The organism is Rhodococcus sp. 15-725-2-2b, assembly GCF_002259075.1.
Classification (GTDB): Bacteria; Actinomycetota; Actinomycetes; order Mycobacteriales; family Mycobacteriaceae; genus Rhodococcoides.
Map to the genome: position 1 here is coordinate 141,912 of NZ_NPFL01000006.1, position 17,200 is coordinate 159,111.

The 17,200-nt window shown below is 65.8% G+C and carries 14 protein-coding genes; 5 read left to right on the forward strand and 9 right to left on the reverse strand.

All coding sequences use genetic code 11. The annotated features are described in order from the left end of the window. Positions 1-57 precede the first annotated feature (57 nt). Positions 58-1,182: a DUF3068 domain-containing protein gene (locus tag CH306_RS06440; RefSeq protein ID WP_094630542.1), complete on the forward strand. Its 1,125-nt coding sequence runs from the start codon at positions 58-60 to the stop codon at positions 1,180-1,182. A gap of 72 nt (positions 1,183-1,254) precedes the next feature. On the opposite strand, the gene CH306_RS06445 is transcribed toward CH306_RS06440, so the two are convergent. From CH306_RS06445 to CH306_RS06455, 3 genes are all read right to left on the reverse strand, one after another. Continuing rightward, a complete protein-coding gene (locus tag CH306_RS06445) occupies positions 1,255-2,973 on the reverse strand; it encodes a nitrilase-related carbon-nitrogen hydrolase (RefSeq protein ID WP_094646050.1) in 1,719 nt (572 codons plus the stop codon). After that, a complete protein-coding gene (locus CH306_RS06450) occupies positions 2,970-4,412 on the reverse strand; it encodes a purine-cytosine permease family protein (protein WP_094646051.1) in 1,443 nt (480 codons plus the stop codon). Before CH306_RS06450 ends, CH306_RS06445 begins: the two co-directional genes overlap by 4 nt. Before the next feature lie 170 nt (positions 4,413-4,582). Then, positions 4,583-5,020, reverse strand: a complete 438-nt coding sequence (locus CH306_RS06455; RefSeq protein ID WP_094630545.1) for a MarR family winged helix-turn-helix transcriptional regulator — start codon at positions 5,018-5,020, stop codon at positions 4,583-4,585. Between the two features lie 93 nt (positions 5,021-5,113). Between CH306_RS06455 and CH306_RS06460 the strand changes: the two genes are divergently transcribed. Then, a complete protein-coding gene (locus CH306_RS06460) occupies positions 5,114-6,190 on the forward strand; it encodes a substrate-binding domain-containing protein (RefSeq protein WP_094646052.1) in 1,077 nt (358 codons plus the stop codon). Here the strand turns inward: CH306_RS06460 and CH306_RS06465 are convergent. After that, a complete protein-coding gene (locus tag CH306_RS06465; RefSeq protein WP_179272786.1) occupies positions 6,171-7,385 on the reverse strand; it encodes a polysaccharide biosynthesis protein in 1,215 nt (404 codons plus the stop codon). The two genes, CH306_RS06460 and CH306_RS06465, sit on opposite strands and share 20 nt — an antisense overlap. Before the next feature lie 25 nt (positions 7,386-7,410). Between CH306_RS06465 and CH306_RS06470 the strand changes: the two genes are divergently transcribed. Further along, positions 7,411-9,147 (forward strand): hypothetical protein, encoded by a 1,737-nt coding sequence (locus tag CH306_RS06470; protein WP_373453967.1) that lies wholly within the window; start codon positions 7,411-7,413, stop codon positions 9,145-9,147. Here CH306_RS06470 and CH306_RS06475 read toward each other — a convergent pair. After that, positions 9,094-10,314 carry a glycosyltransferase family 4 protein gene (locus CH306_RS06475; protein WP_094646405.1) on the reverse strand — a complete coding sequence of 407 codons (1,221 nt, stop codon included), beginning with the start codon at positions 10,312-10,314 and terminating at the stop codon, positions 9,094-9,096. The two genes, CH306_RS06470 and CH306_RS06475, sit on opposite strands and share 54 nt — an antisense overlap. A gap of 82 nt (positions 10,315-10,396) precedes the next feature. On the opposite strand from CH306_RS06475, the gene CH306_RS06480 reads away from it, so the two are divergent. Continuing rightward, positions 10,397-11,167: a class I SAM-dependent methyltransferase gene (locus tag CH306_RS06480; RefSeq protein ID WP_256981069.1), complete on the forward strand. Its 771-nt coding sequence runs from the start codon at positions 10,397-10,399 to the stop codon at positions 11,165-11,167. A 9-nt stretch (positions 11,168-11,176) separates the two neighbouring features. Next, positions 11,177-12,055 carry an ROK family protein gene (locus CH306_RS06485; protein WP_094646055.1) on the forward strand — a complete coding sequence of 293 codons (879 nt, stop codon included), beginning with the start codon at positions 11,177-11,179 and terminating at the stop codon, positions 12,053-12,055. A 66-nt stretch (positions 12,056-12,121) separates the two neighbouring features. Here CH306_RS06485 and CH306_RS06490 read toward each other — a convergent pair whose 3' ends face one another. The 4 genes from CH306_RS06490 to CH306_RS06505 form a co-directional block, all read right to left on the reverse strand. After that, positions 12,122-13,951, reverse strand: a complete 1,830-nt coding sequence (locus CH306_RS06490) for a phosphoenolpyruvate carboxykinase (GTP) (protein ID WP_032396654.1) — start codon at positions 13,949-13,951, stop codon at positions 12,122-12,124. Between the two features lie 310 nt (positions 13,952-14,261). After that, complete coding sequence (locus tag CH306_RS06495; protein ID WP_094646056.1) at positions 14,262-14,567, reverse strand: DUF6802 family protein; 306 nt, start codon at positions 14,565-14,567, stop codon at positions 14,262-14,264. A gap of 38 nt (positions 14,568-14,605) precedes the next feature. Next, on the reverse strand, positions 14,606-16,141 hold the full coding sequence (locus CH306_RS06500) for a hypothetical protein (RefSeq protein WP_094646057.1): 1,536 nt from the start codon (positions 16,139-16,141) through the stop codon (positions 14,606-14,608). After that, the gene (locus CH306_RS06505) at positions 16,138-17,166 is read right to left on the reverse strand and encodes a hypothetical protein (RefSeq protein WP_094646058.1); all 1,029 of its coding nucleotides are present in this window, start codon (positions 17,164-17,166) and stop codon (positions 16,138-16,140) included. Before CH306_RS06505 ends, CH306_RS06500 begins: the two co-directional genes overlap by 4 nt. Positions 17,167-17,200: the final 34 nt, after the last annotated feature.

A 17,200-nucleotide genomic window follows, 5' to 3' on the forward strand; every position in this document is an offset into this window, starting at 1 on the left:
TGACGTCTTTCCCGACCGCGGTGTCTTCCATGAAGCGGTCAACTAAGGAGATTCAGCATGGCGGAGCGCTCAGGGCCGAGCCGGATACTTGCCCTCGTACTCATCGGCTTGGGCGCGTTTCTGGTGGTCGCCGCCATCCTCATTCCCACGTACACCATCTCGGCGCTCGAGAAGACGCCGTTGGACCTCGAAGTCACCACCGTCTCCACCGGTGAGGGCAGCGTCCTGAATGCGAGCTCGCTCGCGGCCGGTCGCGCAGTCGTCGACCAGAACGTTCCTCTCGTCTCGCAGCGATTCGTCACCGTCGAGGATCCCTCCGACGCCGACATCATGACGCTGCAGGCAGGCCAGACCCTGCGACGCAGCGACAAGCAGGCCGATACCGGGCTGCTGACGGCGAGCGTCGATCGCGTCACCATCGACCGCAAGACGTCGATGCCCGTCGAGAACCCGATCGGCACCATCCAGGTGGCAGGCAACGCGCCGGCCGACGAGGTGGCCCACACCGGACTGCAGTACAAGTTCCCGTTCAACGCGGAGCAGAAGAGCTACCCGTACTTCGACGTCAACGCCCGCGCATCGAAGGACATCGACTTCGTCGAGGCAACCGAGATCAACGGAACGCCGGTGTACCAGTACCAGCAGACCGTCGGCCCGGTCGACCTGTCGACCGTGGTCAACCTGCCGACCAACAAGGTGACCCTGCCCGCCGACACCTGGGGTGTCGAGGGTGGAGCCGCTCCGGTGACGATGACTCGCTGGTACGAGAACACCCGCACCCTGTGGGTCGAACCCGAGACCGGCGTCGTCGTCAAGGGCGAAGAGCAGATTCACCAGTACTACGCACGTGAAGCAGGCCGGCCCGAGGTCGACGTCCTCAATGCTCCGATCACATTCGACGAGAACACGGTCGAATACCAGATCCAGCAGGCAAAGGACGGCCAGGACCGGATCTCGCTCTTCGGCCGCACCGTCCCGATCATCGCCGGAATTCTCGGTGTCATCTCGCTGATCGCCGGAGTGTTCTTGCTCCTGCGTGGCGGCGCAAACGGCGGACATCGTCAGCCGGCCCGAGCGGACAACACTCCGCGACCGACCCCCGGCGGCGGAACCGCGACGAACCGCGACTGGACTACCGACCGCACCGAGGAAATCCCGAGGACGAACCTGTCCAAGGAGTAAGTGCCCGGAGCAACCGAAACAACCCGATGGCGTGGTCATGTGAGAACACATGACCACGCCATCGGTGTTTTCTCACGCGGTCGACAGAATCCCGTAGTGGTGGGGTTGACGCATCAGGACGAGGTCTTTGCGTCGCACGACATTGGTCGGATAGGGCCCGCCGAGATTGGTGGTGTCGACGACACTCGTCGCGTGGCCGGGTTCGGGCCCGTCGACGATGGCCTCGGTTCGGGGGAAGGCAAACGTATCCGGTCCGAACACGCCGCTGTGTCCGACGATTCCGCGACCCGGGTCCACTGCGTTGGCGAACGCGAAGTAGACGTTGTTCTCGCCGGCACGCACGCGCATGTGGTGCCAGTGGGTCGCATCGGGCCCGGTGAGAACCTCGGCGGCAAGAGGAATCTCGGTTCCCGGGTGTGATCCCACGAACGTTCCTGCCAGTGCGGACGGGCAGGCGATCAGATCGCAACCACGCAATGCGAGTACTCGCCCCGATTCCGGCAGCAGCGCATCGTTGCCGATGAGAAGCCCGACTCGTCCCAGAGGAAGATCGACCACCGTCCAGGTGTCGCCGGCGTCGAAAAGCGGAGTGTGCTCCGTGGACAGGTGTATCTGTCGGTAGGAAGTGCGGACCCCGTCGGTTCCGAGCAGGACGGCGGCGTTGTACACCCGATCGTCGTCGGTGTCACGCTCTGCGATACCGACGACGATGGACAGGCCGTGCCGGACCGCGAGGTCGGCGATCCGAGTGAGCGAGGGTCCGTCGAGGGCTTCGGCAACGTCGCTGGGTGGTCGATCCGCGGAGACGGGACCGGTGATCGACAGCTCAGGGAATACGACGAGATCGGTTGCACCGGCTACTTGTCGGACCCTGGCCTCGATCTCGGCAAGGTTGCTCTCGATCGAGGCACTCGGCGTGCACTGCACCACGCTCACAGCAGACGTGCCACCCGCGGGAAGCGGCGAGTGGCCGTACAGGGTGAAGAAATCGAGAGGGTTCCAGCTGTACGTGTTCGTCTGCAGCTCGCGGTACAGGTCCGGTCGACGCGTCGGACCCAACTCGCGGGTGCGTCGAACGTCGATCTCGCCTGCGACGATGCCGTTGCCGACGTCGATTCGACCGGTGACTGTGCCGTCGGGCTCGATGATGCATGTGCCGCCACTGAATTGGACCGTCCGTTCGAGTCCCCATCGATTGCTCTCGATGACGTAGCAGTTGTTCTCGAAGGCTCGGCTGATCCAATACGGTGCCGGAGTTCGTTCTGCGAGCCAGTTGCTGATGTGGCAGATCACGTCTGCCCCTTGCAGGGCGACCACCCGAGCAGTCTCGACGAAGTGCAGATCCATGCAGATCAGCATCGCGATTCGGCCGAGACGGGTCTCGAACACCTGATGGCCCAGGTTTCCCGGTGCCGCCCATTTGGGTTCGGCGATGTACGGGTGGGTCTTGCGATGGGTTCCGACGATTCCCTCCGGTCCGACGAGAACTGCACTGTTGTAGAACAATCCACTCGTCGGATCGACCTCGGGCATGCCCAGCACGATGTAGCAGTCACGCCTGGCGGCAATCTCGACGAACGTATCGGTGGTGGGCCCCGGAATCTGTTCGACGACGGTCGCTGCTTCCTCGGGATCGTGGAAACAGTAACCGGTGGTGGCCATTTCGGGTGTGGTGATCAGCTCGGCCCCGTCGGCGGCGGCCTTGTCGACCAGGTCCGCCAGGGCAGCGATGTTCGCGTCCTTGGCGAACAACGTGGGCTCGAACTGGACGGCCGCTGCAATGAATGTCATGACGCTACTGTCCTTTCGGTTGCCGGAGCTTCGGCTGAGACCGGCGGTTCGTAGTACTTCCCTCGTGTTGCCACGGTGAGCGGGATGTAGATGATCGGTCCGAGGATCATCGCGATGAACGAGGCGTAGTAGGACGGGTAGAGACCGAACACACCGATGCCGCCCACGGCCACGCCTGCTGCCATGGCGAAGATTCCGCAGGGGTTCCAATTACGGACTCGTCCTTCGCGAAACTCGATGTCGTTTCGCGGAGCGAGGCCGAGCATCCGCCTGCAGACGAAGTAATCGGTGAGCAGAATGAAGATCCAGGTGTTGGTCATGATCCCGGTGACGGCCAGGAATTTGTCGGTGTACTGCAGGATGTTGACCGGGTAGCAGAGCACGCCGACGACGAGCAGCGCCACCATCCACCATTGGCGTCCGACCTTGCGAGGCGAGAGCACGTCCCAGGCATTGGACAAGGCGAGGGAGCCGGAGTACAGGTTCATCACGTTGATGCGAACCTGGGTCACGACGGCGAAGATCACTCCGAGCAGTCCCATCACGACAGCGAAGTAGAGTCCCGGATCGGTGGCCGAAAGTTCGGGTGTCGCAGTAGTTCCGGTGAAGTGACGCAACATGGTGAAGCCGAGGAAGACGCCGAGAATCATCACGACGACAATCATCAGCAGCTCGGCGAGCATCAGTCCTGCGGTGCCGACGTAGCTGACGCTCTTCTTGACGAACCGTCCGTAATCGGTGGCGATGAGCGCCTGGAACACGACCTGCCCGTTGGCGAGACTGAATGCCTGCCACATCGCGGTGGCGGTGAGCCCGCCGGTGGCCTCCCACTGACCGAGACCCACCAGAACGTATCCGCTGGCGAGCATGTACATACCGATGGCGAACAGAATGAGGAAGATCGGCATACCGAATCGCTGCAGAATGTTCATCGAGTGCATCCCGCGCCAGGAGAAGAACAGCGCAACCAGGGCTACCAGTGCGAATACGACTGTGGCCCAAGCAGAGTTGATGTCGATTCCGGCCAGTTCACTGAGGCCGTGCGAGACGATGCTGCCCTCGAAGATGAAGTAGAAGACGTAGTTCACGGCGTAGACGAGCGATGCCACGGCCGAGCCTTTGGTGCCGAACCCGAGCCCGCGAGTGAGCAGAGGGAGCGACAGGCCCTCCTGGCTGGCGATCCGCATGATCAGGCTGCCGACGAGCGTCGCGCCGATCACCATGTAGGCGACGGGGATCAAGAACATCGGCCACCCCACCAGGAAGCCGATCTGGCCACCGAGGGCGAACCAGAACATCGCGGTGACGTTGCCGGTGAGGACCAGCAGGATCGCCGGCCGTCGCCAGCGTTGATCGTCCGGCACACGAGAGGTTGCATAGCTTTCGATCTGGTCGTCGAGGCTGGTTGCAGGCCCCTCGAAGTACTTCTTCATGTTCATGAACGTGTGTCCACTTCGGTTCGCGGCAAGAGCGCTGATTGCGCTGCATCGGAACAATACTTTCCGTGGACACTATTGCAACGTGAAACATGTTAATTGGAGATCACGAAAGTTCACGACCACGCACAGGGGCAGCACACAGAGGGGGGACAGCCGGAACAGTAAGCCGCTCAGTGAGCGAGCGAGGACGCCTTCGCAGTGGCCTCGAGCGAGCGCAGCAAGGATTGCAATTGCTCACGGTCCGACTCGGACGCGAACACGGCCGCTGCAACGGCTTCCATGACCGGGGCAGCCTCGTCGTACTTGGCCCGCCCGCGCGCGGTCAGTCGTATGAGCACCTGACGACGATCGACCGTGCCGGTGCGACGGTGCACGAGATTGTTGGAGACCAGCCGATTGACGGCTTTGGTCAGAGTCGGGGGCGCGAGCAAGGCGAACTCTGCGGTTTCGGCCATCGTGTGGCCCTCGCCGTCGGACAGCAACGACAGCACTCGCCACTCTTCGAGATCGAGTTCCCACGGTACGAGCGCACCGCGCAGCCGATCCGAGACGGCACGCTCGACCACCGTGAGCAAACGAGCCGCCGAACCAGCCTCGTCGTGATTCACGCGATCATGCCCCTCTGCTCTTACCTTGCCACGGCGCTACAGTCTCCCTCAGCGATTCTAGAGCGAATCGACACGGATCGGACGGACAGCACGATGAACAGCGATCGGGTCGGCACGTTTCGCGTCGGTTTGATCTTTCCGATGTCCGGGCCGTTCGGCCTGGTCGGGCCGTCGAGTGAACTGTCGGCGCAGTTGGCCAGGGACGAACTCAACGCCGCGGACGGCGTACTCGGTCTACGCGTCGAGCTGATCTCGATCGACGGTGGTCGCGACCCCGCTGCCGTGGCCCGTCAGGTGGCGACTCTTCTGGACGCAGGTGCTCTCGATGCGGTTGCGGGGATGCACACCTCGGCGGTGCGACGAGCCGTGATTCCGGTGACGGTGAATCGAATTCCCTACGTCTACACGTCCCTGTACGAGGGCGGCGATCGCTATCCGGGCCTGTTCATCACCGGTGAGACTCCCACCAACCAACTCGTCCCTGCCCTCGACTTCCTGGTCCGCGAATTCGGACGCAGGCGCTGGGCGATCGTCGGAAACGACTATGTCTGGCCACGCAAGAGCGCAGCCATCGCTGCCTCCCGCCTCCGGGAGCTCGGGGCGAGCGTGGTGCATGCCGAATTCCGGCCGGTGGGCAGCACCGACTTCGCCACCTCCGTTGCCGCGTTGGAACGGTCCGGAGCCGACGGTGCCGTCGTTCTCCTCCTTGGCGACGACGCCGTGTACTTCCATCAGCAGTTCGCTGCGGCAGGGCTCGACGCGCGATGTGTTCGGCTCAGTCCGTTGATGGACGAGAACATGTTGATCGCGGCCGGCGGCGACAGTACACACGGGCTCTACATGGCGTCGGGATACTTCGAAACACTGGCCACCGAGGACAGTTTGGGGTTCTCCGCTCGTTTCGCCCGGGCGTTCGGGGTCGATGCGCCGATCGTCGGTGCTCTGGGTCAATCCTGCTACGAAGGCATCAAACTGCTGGGAGCACTGGTGAACAGGGCAGGCACCGTCGATGTCGGCGTCATCGAATCGATCTCCGATTCGGTGTCGTTCACCGGGGCCCGCGGGCGGCTCTCGCTGTCCAACGGCCATGTGGCGCAACCGATCTACCTGGCGCTGGCCGGCGAGGTCGACTTCGAGATCCTCAGCGAGATCAGGCCCGTCGCCGACTGATGTCCTTTCCCCACAGGGCGAGTCCGCACACCACCACCATCGTCACCGCGGCAGTGGCTGCAGCGACGGTGACGAATTGCGCGAGAGTCGACGCCACGAACAGCAACAGCAACACCTCTGCGGCCAGGGCGATCCAGGCAACGACGGCGAGGTGGGTGCGCTCACCTGCGATGGCCCACAACAACGCGCTCTGCAGCACGGCCAGACACGCACCCTGCAGCACGAACAGCCAGACGTAGTTCTGCACACCGGAATACGTATCGCCCACCACCAACGGCAACAGTGGAGACGCCAGTGCACCGCCGATCACCAGAACCGTACCGAGCCCTGCGACGACGGCCAGCGCCGACCGCACCGCGGCAGCAGAATGCAGAGGGTTCGCCATCCGTGGGTACAGCACCACCCCGACGGCCTGCGGCAACCAGAACGCCGCTTTGGACGCAACGGCCCCGACGGCGTACAGCCCGGCCTCGTTGGAGCTGAGCAGCGTGCGTGCCAGCACCAGATCCAACGCGGACATCGCGATCAACACCAACTGCACCTGCGACGCCTGCAGTACGGCCAGCACGGTGACCTTGGTTTCCGACACCGAGTTCACCGGCACCCCGGCCGTCCATCGCGCACCGAGGGCCACAACGCCGATGCCCGCGGCCGTGGCGAGAAGAACCGAACCAGGACCACCGCCGAGCACCAACACCAGCACGGCCGGAGCCACCTTGCCGAACCCGGCGGCGGCCAACACGATGCTCAGGGCTCCGAAACGCCCCCGTCCCTGCAGCAAACCCTGTTCGGCGGCCAACAGCACCAGCACCGGCGCAGCGATGACCGCCGACACGGTCGCCGCCATCGAGACGTCCATGGCCGCGGACAGTGCGGGTGACAGTGCCAGAGCGAGCACCCCCACCACCGCCGCGCACCGATACCCCACCGTGCGTAGTTCACGAGAACTGCGCCCGCGCACCACCTCACGCGCGACGACGGATTGCAACGCCAACGCCGGAACCGCGAGAACCAATTGCGCAGCAAGCAGACTCGCGAATTCTCCGTAGCCCTCGACGCCGAGCATCCGGCTCGCCAGAACCTGCAGCAGGTACGCCGCAACGTTCGCGAACATCGAACCGGCCGTCACCATCCCCATCCCGGCGACCGACGCACCCGCGGTGTGCTCTGCCTCGGACGAGGCACGGAAAGACATGAGCCCACGGTATAGGGTGCCGATCATGGCGTGGTCGAGGTCGAGGTGGACACCGCCGCTGTACAGTCTGCTGCTCGCGGTCGTGATTGTCGGCCCGCTGCTCGGCCCCGGCCATCTCCTGCTGCGCGACGCCGTCAGCACTCCCCGTTCCTACTTCACCGACTCCGCCTGGGGAATCGCCGACGCGGCCGCGAGGGCAGTACCGCAGGACGCCGTTATCGCCACGCTGTCGACAGTGTTCGACGGTGGCCTGGTCGTCAAGACCATTCTGCTGCTGGCCCTGTGGCTGACCGGGTGGGGTGCCGCGATCATGGCACGAACAGTTCTGCCGACAGCCCCACTACCCGCACTGCTCGTGGCATCGACGGTGGCCGTGTGGAATCCGTACGTCGCCGAGCGGCTGCTGCAGGGACACTGGAGCCTGCTCGTCGGATACGCCGCCCTTCCGTGGACCGTGGTCGCTGCGCTCGCGGTCAGAGAGGGCCGTTCCTGGTGGGCGCTCGCAGCCTGTCTCGCCGCGGCCGGGCTCACCCCCACCGGCGCGTTGCTCGCCGCAACCATCGCCCTGGTGGTCCTCGCCCTCCCCGGGGGTGTTCGACGCGGCCTGCGCGTGGTCGGCGCCGTCGGGCTGGCGGCGGTGGCGTCGGCGCCGTGGCTGGTGGCGACGGCGGTGTCCGGCGGTGGCGTCGAGCAGGCGGATCCGGCGGGTTGGGCGGCGTTCGCAGCGCGGGCCGAGCCGGGTCTGGGCACCCTCGGCAGCCTCGCCGGTCTCGGTGGAATATGGAATTCCGATGCTGTACCCGCTTCTCGCACAGGTCTTTTCGCGTTCGCGGGTACGGCGCTACTGCTGACCGTTGTCGCGTTCGGTGTGCGTCCGTTGCTCAGGCGTCGAAGAAATCCGGTGATCGTAGGGCTCGGTGTTGTTGCCGTGCTTGCCATCGCAGCCCCTGCGCTGGCAGCGACGGGACCCGGTCTGGCAGCGGCCAGGGCGCTCGGCGAGACGGTGCCCGGTGCCGGCCTGCTCCGCGACTCCCAGAAATGGGTGGCGCTGGCCGTGCCGATCTACGTGTTGGCCGCGGCGGCCGCTTTCACTCCCCGGCATCGACCGAATCCGGTGCAACCAACCGCGCTGACCGCGGTCCAGCGCACCCGATTCGGCAGCGCCGTTGCAATCTCGGCCCTGCTGATCGCATTGCCCGACCTGGGCTGGGGCGTCGGGAACTCGATGCGACCCGTGGCGTATCCGGCGTCCTGGCAGGCGGTCGCAGCCGAATTGCAGGGCAGCGACGGCGATGTCGCGGTACTACCGGCCGGGATGTTCCGCCGCTTTCCCTACAGCGGGAGCGCTCCCGTTCTCGATCCCGCGCCGCGCATGCTGCCACTGGACGTACTGCAGACCGGCGAGCTCATCGTCGCGGGCGGCACGGTGCGGGGCGAGGGGGCGCGCGCGACCGAGGTCCAGAATGCCCTGCTCGCAGGTGAACCCACGAACGTGATCGCAGAGCTGGGCGTCGGCTGGGTACTGGTGGAGAACACCACCCCCGGCGAACTCGGGCGGTCCGAGCAAACACTGGATGCACTGGACGTCGTGTATTCCGACGACCAACTCACGCTCTACCGGGTACCCGATCCCGTGCCGACCGAGAACCGGCCGGCAGCGGCCGTCGTCGTTGCCCACCTCGCCTGGGCAGTGCTGCTTCTCGGGGGTCTAGCGGTAGGACTGCTGGGCCGAATCCGAGTGCTGCGCACCCACCAGACCTGACGACCACGTGCCGCGCGTCGTCGCGTCGAGCACCGAGTAGACACCCTGCGCGCACTGCTCCCAGGAGAATTCGGCCGCGCGCACTCGGGCCTTCTCGCCCAGGCGAGTTCGGGCTTCGGTGTCCTGCAGCAGCTCCGACACGGCAGCGGTCAGGCCGGAGACGTCCCGGTCCCCCTCGGCATCGGAAAGCCCGCCCACCAGAACACCGGTGACGCCGTCGATGATGGAATCGGTGAGCCCCTTGGAACTTCGGTAACCGACGGTCGGCACGCCGTGCTGGGCCGCCTCGACGACCGCGAGACCCCAGCCCTCCTTGCGGGAGGGCATGATGTGCACCCAGGAGCGACCGAGCAGAGCGTGCTTGCGGTCCTCGTCGACGTGTCCGTGGAAGGTGACGTACTGCTCGATGCCCAGTTCTCCGACGTAGTCGCGGAGGTTCTGTTCCCACCAGCCGCCACCGATGACGTCGAGGTGGATGTCGGGGATACGGCCACGCAGCGCGGCGACGACGTCGAGTGCGTCCTCGATCTGCTTGTGCGGAACCAAGCGGGACAGGACGGTCAGCGACGGATGGGCGGTGCGGGTGCTCTCGTCACCCTCGGGCACCGACTGCGGAATCTCGTCGGCTCCGTTGCGCACCACGGCGATGCGCTCGCGGTCGACGCCCAGTGCGACCAGTTCGTCCGCGGACGGCAACGACACCGTCAGGTACTGATTGCGGCGGTGGACCCTCGGCGACACCGTCGATTCGAGCCACCAGCCGAGCTTGGCCATCATCGGCCCCGCGACCGGCCACTGCTCGCGGTGGCAGTGGTGCACCAGCAACGTCACCGGAACGCCGAGCGCCGCCCGTGAGAAGAAGGGAATGCCGTTCTGGGTGTCGATCACCGCGTCGGGTGCGATGCCCTTGAGCGGGCCGAAACCGAGCCGTCCGGCTGCGATGGCGGCCAGTGCGCGGGGATACACCGACAGGCGTCCACCGCCGCGACTGATGCGGATGCCGTCGACGATTTCCTCTGCGGGAGCTCCGGGGTACGACGCAGTCCTCAGCGTGACGCGGACGCCGCGTCGAGCCAGACCCGCGCCCACCTGCTCGAGGTAACGCTCGCTGCCGCCGCCCTGCGGGTGCCCGGTATCGCGCCAGCACAGCAACAGAACCTCGCGCACAGCTCGCTTCACCCAATTTCCGCATGCTCGTCTCGACCGCAGTCGATTACCGCTGCCACAGTAACCGCTAGGGTTCGTTTTCGTGACTTCCGCCGTGACACGTCTGTTCGCCTCTCGCGCGACACTGCGCCGCTCGGTGAGTCTGCTGAAGGACTTCGGGCACGAGCAGAGTGCTCCCGACATCTTCTACGGCGCGCTCGCTCGCGATTCCGTGGAGCTGATCGGCGATCTGTATAAGGGCCTGACCGGCACCGACATGTCCGCGGCGACCGTACTGGACGTGGGCGGTGGACCCGGATACTTCGCCGAGGTCTTCGGTGCGAGCTGCGCGCGCTACCTGCCCGTCGAGCCCGACGCGTCCGAGATGCACGCAGCGGGACTGCAGATACCGGGCTCGGTACGCGGCTCCGGGATGGCGCTGCCGTTTCGTGACGACAGCGTCGACATCTGCTTCTCGTCCAACGTCGCCGAACACGTCCGCGAGCCGTGGACCATGGCCGAGGAAATGCTGCGAGTCACCAAGCCCGGCGGGTTGACCGTGCTCTCGTACACCATCTGGTTCGGTCCGTTCGGCGGCCACGAGACCCGACCCTGGCACTACCTCGGCGGCGAATACGCAGCCCGCCGCTATGCCCGCACCACCGGTCACGAACCGAAGAATCGATTCGGCGAATCACTGTTCGACATCAGCGCGGCAGACGGATTACGTTGGGCGCGAAGCACACCCAACGCAACACTGCTGGCCGCATTCCCGCGCTACCATCCCCGCTGGGCCTGGTGGATGATGCGAGTACCCGTTCTCCGAGAGTTCCTGGGCAGCAACCTCGTCCTCGTCCTGACACCGAACACATAATCTGGACCGATGACGGCACTCGCGCTCGACATCGGCGGCACCAAGATGACAGCGGCACTCGTCGGCGACGACGGGCGGCCACAGAATCCGGTGACGGTGCCGACTCCCGAGTCCGGGGTGTGGAAGGCGTGCGCGTCGTTGCTTCGGAAGATGGCTCCCGGACAGCACATCGACCGCATCGGCGTCGCCTGCTCCGGTCCGGTGAACCTCGAGACCGGGTCGGTCGCACCGATCAACATCGACGAGTGGAAGAACGGTTTCGGCCTGCGCGATCACATCGCCGTGGTCTTCCCCGAGGCCGACATCCGCCTCGCGATGGACGGCAGCGCAGCGGCACTCGGCGAGCACCGCTACGGTGCGGCCGTAGGTGTGCCGGATGTGCTGAGTCTGGTGGTGTCGACCGGGATCGGCGGTGGGCTGGTGCTGGGCGGGAAGATCGTCGCCGGTGCCAGCGGCAACGCGGGCCACATCGGCCACATCGTCGTTCCCGGTTCGACGACGCCCTGCGCGTGCGGCGGAATCGGCTGCGTGGAAACCGTCGCGAGTGGGCCTTCGGCGGTGCGGTGGGCGCGTGAGCTGGGTTGGACCGGCAGCAGCGGAACCGAATTGGCCGCCGACGCCGCCGCCGGGGAGCCGATCGCCATCACCTCGTTGCAGCGCGCTGGGGTGGCGCTGGGCCAGGCGATCGCGTCGGCCGTCGCCCTGGTGGACGTTCGCATGGTGGTGATCGGTGGTGGCTTCGCCCAAGCCGGCCCGCCGCTGTGGAATCCGATTCAGGAGTCGATCGCGCTGCACGCACGCCTGAAGTTCCTCGACGGCCTGCAGGTGGTGCCTGCTGCGTTGGGTGGCCTCGGCACCCTGGCCGGGGCGGCCGCGCTCACTGCCTGAGCGTCCATATCCACACAGCCAGAACGGGACCCACCCCTCGGTGAGTCCCGTTCTGTGTCGTGAATACTACGCGCCCAGGCGCTGCTTGAGGGCGTCGAATTCGTCCTGAATTCCGGTGGGCAGTTTCTCGCCGACGAAGTCGAACCACTCCTGGATCAGCGGGATTTCGGCCTTCCACTCGTCGGAGTTCACCGCGAGTGCCTCGGCCACGTCCTCTACGGTGGTGTCGAGTCCGTCGATGTCGAGTGCCTCGGCGGTGGGGACCACACCGATCGGCGTCTCGATGCCGGCGGCCTTGTGCTCGATGCGCTCGACGATCCACTTGAGCACGCGCGAGTTCTCACCGAATCCGGGCCACAGGAAGCGCTTGTCCTCGCCGCGACGGAACCAGTTGACGTAGAACACCTTCGGCAGCTTCGACTCGTCGGCATTCTTGCCCAGGTCGATCCAGTGCTGGAAGTAGTCGCCCACGTTGTAGCCGAGGAACGGCAGCATGGCCATCGGGTCGCGTCGGACGGTTCCGACGGTGCCCTCGGCGGCAGCGGTCTGCTCGGAGCCGACGGTGGCTCCCATGAACACGCCGTGCTGCCAGTCGCGAGCCTCGGTCACCAACGGAACGGTGGTCTTGCGGCGTCCACCGAACAGGATCGCCGAGATCGGGACACCCTTGGGGTCGTCCCACTCGGGAGCCATCGACGGGCACTGCGCCATCGGCACGCAGTAGCGCGAGTTCGGGTGCGCGGCATCGGTTCCGGACTCGGGGGTCCAGTCGTTGCCCTTCCAGTCGATCAGGTGATCGGGCTTGCCTTCGAGGCCCTCCCACCACACGTCGCCGTCGTCGGTCATGCCGACGTTGGTGAACACCGAGTTGCCCTGATCGATGGTCTTCATCGCGTTGGGGTTGGAATCCCAGTTGGTACCCGGTGCCACACCGAAGAAGCCGTATTCGGGATTGACGGCGTAGAGGCGGCCGTCCTCACCGAAACGCATCCACGCGATGTCGTCACCGATGGTCTCGGCACGCCAGCCCGGGATGGTGGGCTGGATCATCGCCAGGTTGGTCTTGCCGCACGCGGACGGGAACGCCGCTGCGATGTAGTACGCCTTGTCCTCAGGGGAGATCAGCTTGAGGATCAGCATGTGCTCGGCGAGCCAGCCCTCGTCGTGGGCCATGGCCGAAGCGATGCGCAGCGAGTAGCACTTCTTGCCGAGCAGGGCGTTGCCGCCGTAGCCGGATCCGTAGCTCCAGATCTCGCGATCCTCGGGGAAATGCGTGATGTATTTGGTGTCGTTGCACGGCCACGGCACATCCGCCTGGCCCTCGGCGAGCGGAGCGCCGAGCGAGTGCAGCGCCTTGACGTAGAACCCGTCGTCACCGATCTTGTCGAGTGCGGCCTGGCCCATGCGGGTCATCACGCGCATCGAGACGACGACGTACTCCGAGTCGGTGAGCTCGACGCCCAGCTTGGGGTCGGCCGCGTCGAGAGGGCCCATGCAGAACGGCACCACGTACATGGTGCGTCCGCGCATGCAGCCGCGGTAGAGATCGGACATCAGCGTCCGCATCTCGGCGGGGTCCATCCAGTTGTTGGTGGGACCGGCGTCGATCTCCTCCTTGGAACAGATGTACGTACGCGACTCGACGCGAGCGACGTCCGACGGATCGGAGTTGCCGAGGAACGAGTTGGGCTTCTTCTCGTCGTTGAGACGAGTGAAGGTGCCTGCCTCGACCAGCTTGGTGGTCAGGCGCTCCCATTCGGCGTCGGATCCGTCAGCGAACACCACGGATTCCGGTTCGGTCAGTTCGGCTACCTGGGCAACCCAGGCGAGCAGTTCTTTGTGTCGAGTCGGCACGTTGTCGGTGCCGCTCAAACCGGGAATGGTGGCTGAGGTCATCTAACTCTCCTGGGGTGAGCCGGAACCGGGAAGTACTCGCACGATCACTGTTGGGCAAACATGCGCGAGCAGATCTCGGTTTTCCCCTCTCGGCGGGGCGCTGCTCGACCGTTCGAGCCGCAGTACACCATCGTAACGGGTACAGCAAGCCGAGCGTCGAGCGCCGGGTGTCCTGGTACTCAGGTTAACGCCGAGCGACGTAAATCCGGAAACAGGGTGTTGTCCGATTAGTCACAGGACCGATTCAGATAGGGAAAGATCCGCGCAAGAAGGCGTCTACCAGCACCGACGTCCACTCGGGACGGACCGACTACAGCTCGCCCGATTCGGTCAATTCACCCCGGCCGATACCGTTCGCTTCTCGAAAAATTTCCCAGGATCGGTACTGCCCGTCACGTCCGAACGATGTGAACTTGTCGGTCACACCATCGCCGTCGACGTCGGTCGCCACGGTCATCCCGGCGTCGGTACGGCGTACGGTGGTCTCGAAGTGACCGTCTCCGTCGAGATCGAACAGGTCCGTCGAGACCGTGGGCTCACCCGAATCCCCGACGTCGTGAGGTTCGGCCTCCTCCGCGAGGAACCCACCTGCTGCGAAGCCATCCACCGCGATCATCGACGCTCCTCACCTCGCTCAACGAACCGATACTGCACCTACTGACTCCGACGCACCGGCTCGTCGAACGGTTCCACCTGCTCCGCAGAGAAATGGACGGGTTCACGGGCTACGAACACACCGCGATCGAGCCCGCGGAATCGCTCCAACCCCCGCTCGAGTGCAGACAGATCGCGATCGCAGGCAGACAGCAGTGCCGATCGATGGTCGGCAAGCCGACGAAGCTCGGCGTCCACCTCGGCGAGTGCGACGTCGATGCGGGCCACAGCATCGCGATCCGCAGTCGCGACGGCGGACGCGAGCATCGACTCGGCATCGAGAATCCGCGAGAGCACGTGCTGCTCCACCGACGATCTCACCCGGGCCAGGCTTTCCTGTGTCCAGCCGCGCAGGCGGGCCCGATCGGCCACCAGCGCCCGTGACCGCGTGATCCACCAGGCGAGCGCACCTCCGAGGACGAGTGCAATCACGGTGTTGGCGACTGCCCAGGCCGGCACCAGCGCCATCGGCGACACCACCAGCCGCCCGAGTCCTACCCCCGCCGACGCACCGACGACGATCATGACCGCATCCTCGATCCCACGCCGCCGGGACGGCTCCCCGATGTCGAGCGGGGAGTCCTCGACATTCGATTCCGCCTGCGCCGGCGTGACCCCGAGATCGGTCTCCACTGCCCGCAATCGCGCTGTGAGCGCCGCGTCGGCCCGATTGCGGGCTCCGCGCGCGGACTCGGCGACATGTACGGGAAGGTGAGTGAGTTCGGCACGCCCCGACCCGTCGATCGTGCGCTTGAACTCGGCGAGCAGGGCGCGAAAATCTTCGGCGGCAGCATGGAGGGACTCCACCCGCACCCGTTGAATTCGATTGTGCAGCAATGCCCGTCGGTCGCCACCGAGATTGTCCCGTTCGCCGACGAGCTCGGCTCGCCGCGCACGGAGTTCGGCCGTGTCACCTCCCCCGGTCACCGCGCGCGCTCTCGCCACGATCGACGATTTGGCTCCGGCTGCGCAGTCCTGCACTGCCGCAACGTATTTGCGCTGGGATCCGATAGCTGCGGCCTGCAGCAGCAGCGCGCCGAGCCGGTCCGCCACCGCTCCGAGACCCGACTCCGCGGACATCGCGGCGTCACCGCTGTCTCGGCCCGTCCGCGCCGACCGAACCGAGATCGGGTGGAACGTGCACTCCACCGCCCGTGGGACACACTCGGCCACGACATCGCTGTCGGCGGAGACCACCTCACGCCAGTCTCGATGCACGTCGATCTTGTTCACCAGGAACAGGACCGGCGTGGATTCGAGGGCTGCTCGCCATTGCTCGACCTCGACGCGGCCCACCGGAGCCGACGCGTCGACGACGACCATCACGACCGCGGCATCGGACATCGAGTCCGTGAAGCCGATGGTGGAACCACCGAGTCGGGATAGCTCCCGGCGGAGTTCGGACTTGCCCGATCCGGGGGTCCCGGTGAGATGAACCCCGGCGGGTCGAATGACCCTTGCCCGTTCGATCTCGTCGAGTGCACCCGAATTCCAGCGTCGGAGAACGCTTTTCATGTCTTCCGACAGGGGCGTCATCGGCGCAGCATTCGTACGTGTCCTCGGCACAGCGCGAGTGCCGCGCGACGCACGTCGGGGTCCCTGGCAGCAGCCGCACGCTGTTTCCACAGCACCGCCTGTTCCAGCGCGACCTCCTCCGAACCGGTCTCGATCGGCACCCCGAGACGTAGAGCCGCGTGGCGCATCTCGGCAGCTACCGCCTCGTCCGAGGCCAGGTACGACTCGACGGCGGCACGAGCCCGCCGGTTCCGGGCGGAGATCCGGTGCAGTCTGCGATGCAGCTCGACGTCTCGAGCCGCCGCGGCCGCCGAGACGGCGGTGGAGACCGCGGCGATGACCGCGTCGGCACCGGTGGCATCGGCGAGCATCCGTACGGCATCACCGTCGGACACAGCCGTTGGTTGCCGCAGCAGGTCGACGAGCAGGACGAGACCTCGAAGTTCGATGCATTCGATCAGCGCTTCTCTTCGAGACGTAGACACCGCGAGGTCGGCGGCGCGAAACCGATCGACGGTCATCAGGTCGGTCGGACGCAGATCGGCCGCTGCGACGGCGCGCACGTCGGACATGTCCAGAGGTGCGCCGGCTCGGCCCACTCCCCGCAATCCCGCCGCGGTGGTTCCCATCAGAGGCAGAACCGTCCGCCCCAGCTGCTCCGACGCCGCTGCGGCCGCGGCTGCGGGATCGTCGAGTGTGTCCGCCTTGGTCAGCACGACGACGGTCCCGTCCGGAGGATCGCTCGGCCGAGAACTCAGCAGTGCAGTGTCGACCGGCGACACCGCACCCGCGATCACGTGGACGAGCACCTCGCCCTCGCTGCTGTCCGCTCTGCCCTCGTGCCATCGGACATCGAGGCCGTCGGCATCGAGCGGTGCCGCGTCGAGAACGGCGAGCACCGCGGATTTCCCGACGCCGGAGCGGCCGGTCACCCGTGCGGTCATCGGCCGTAGGCGATCGTGGACGACGGTGTCGACGGACTCGCGTGCGTCGCTCGACGCAACGCGGTCACGCAACAGGCCAAGACCGACCTCGGCGACATCCATGATCGATTCCCCCACCGACGACCCGCCGCCCACG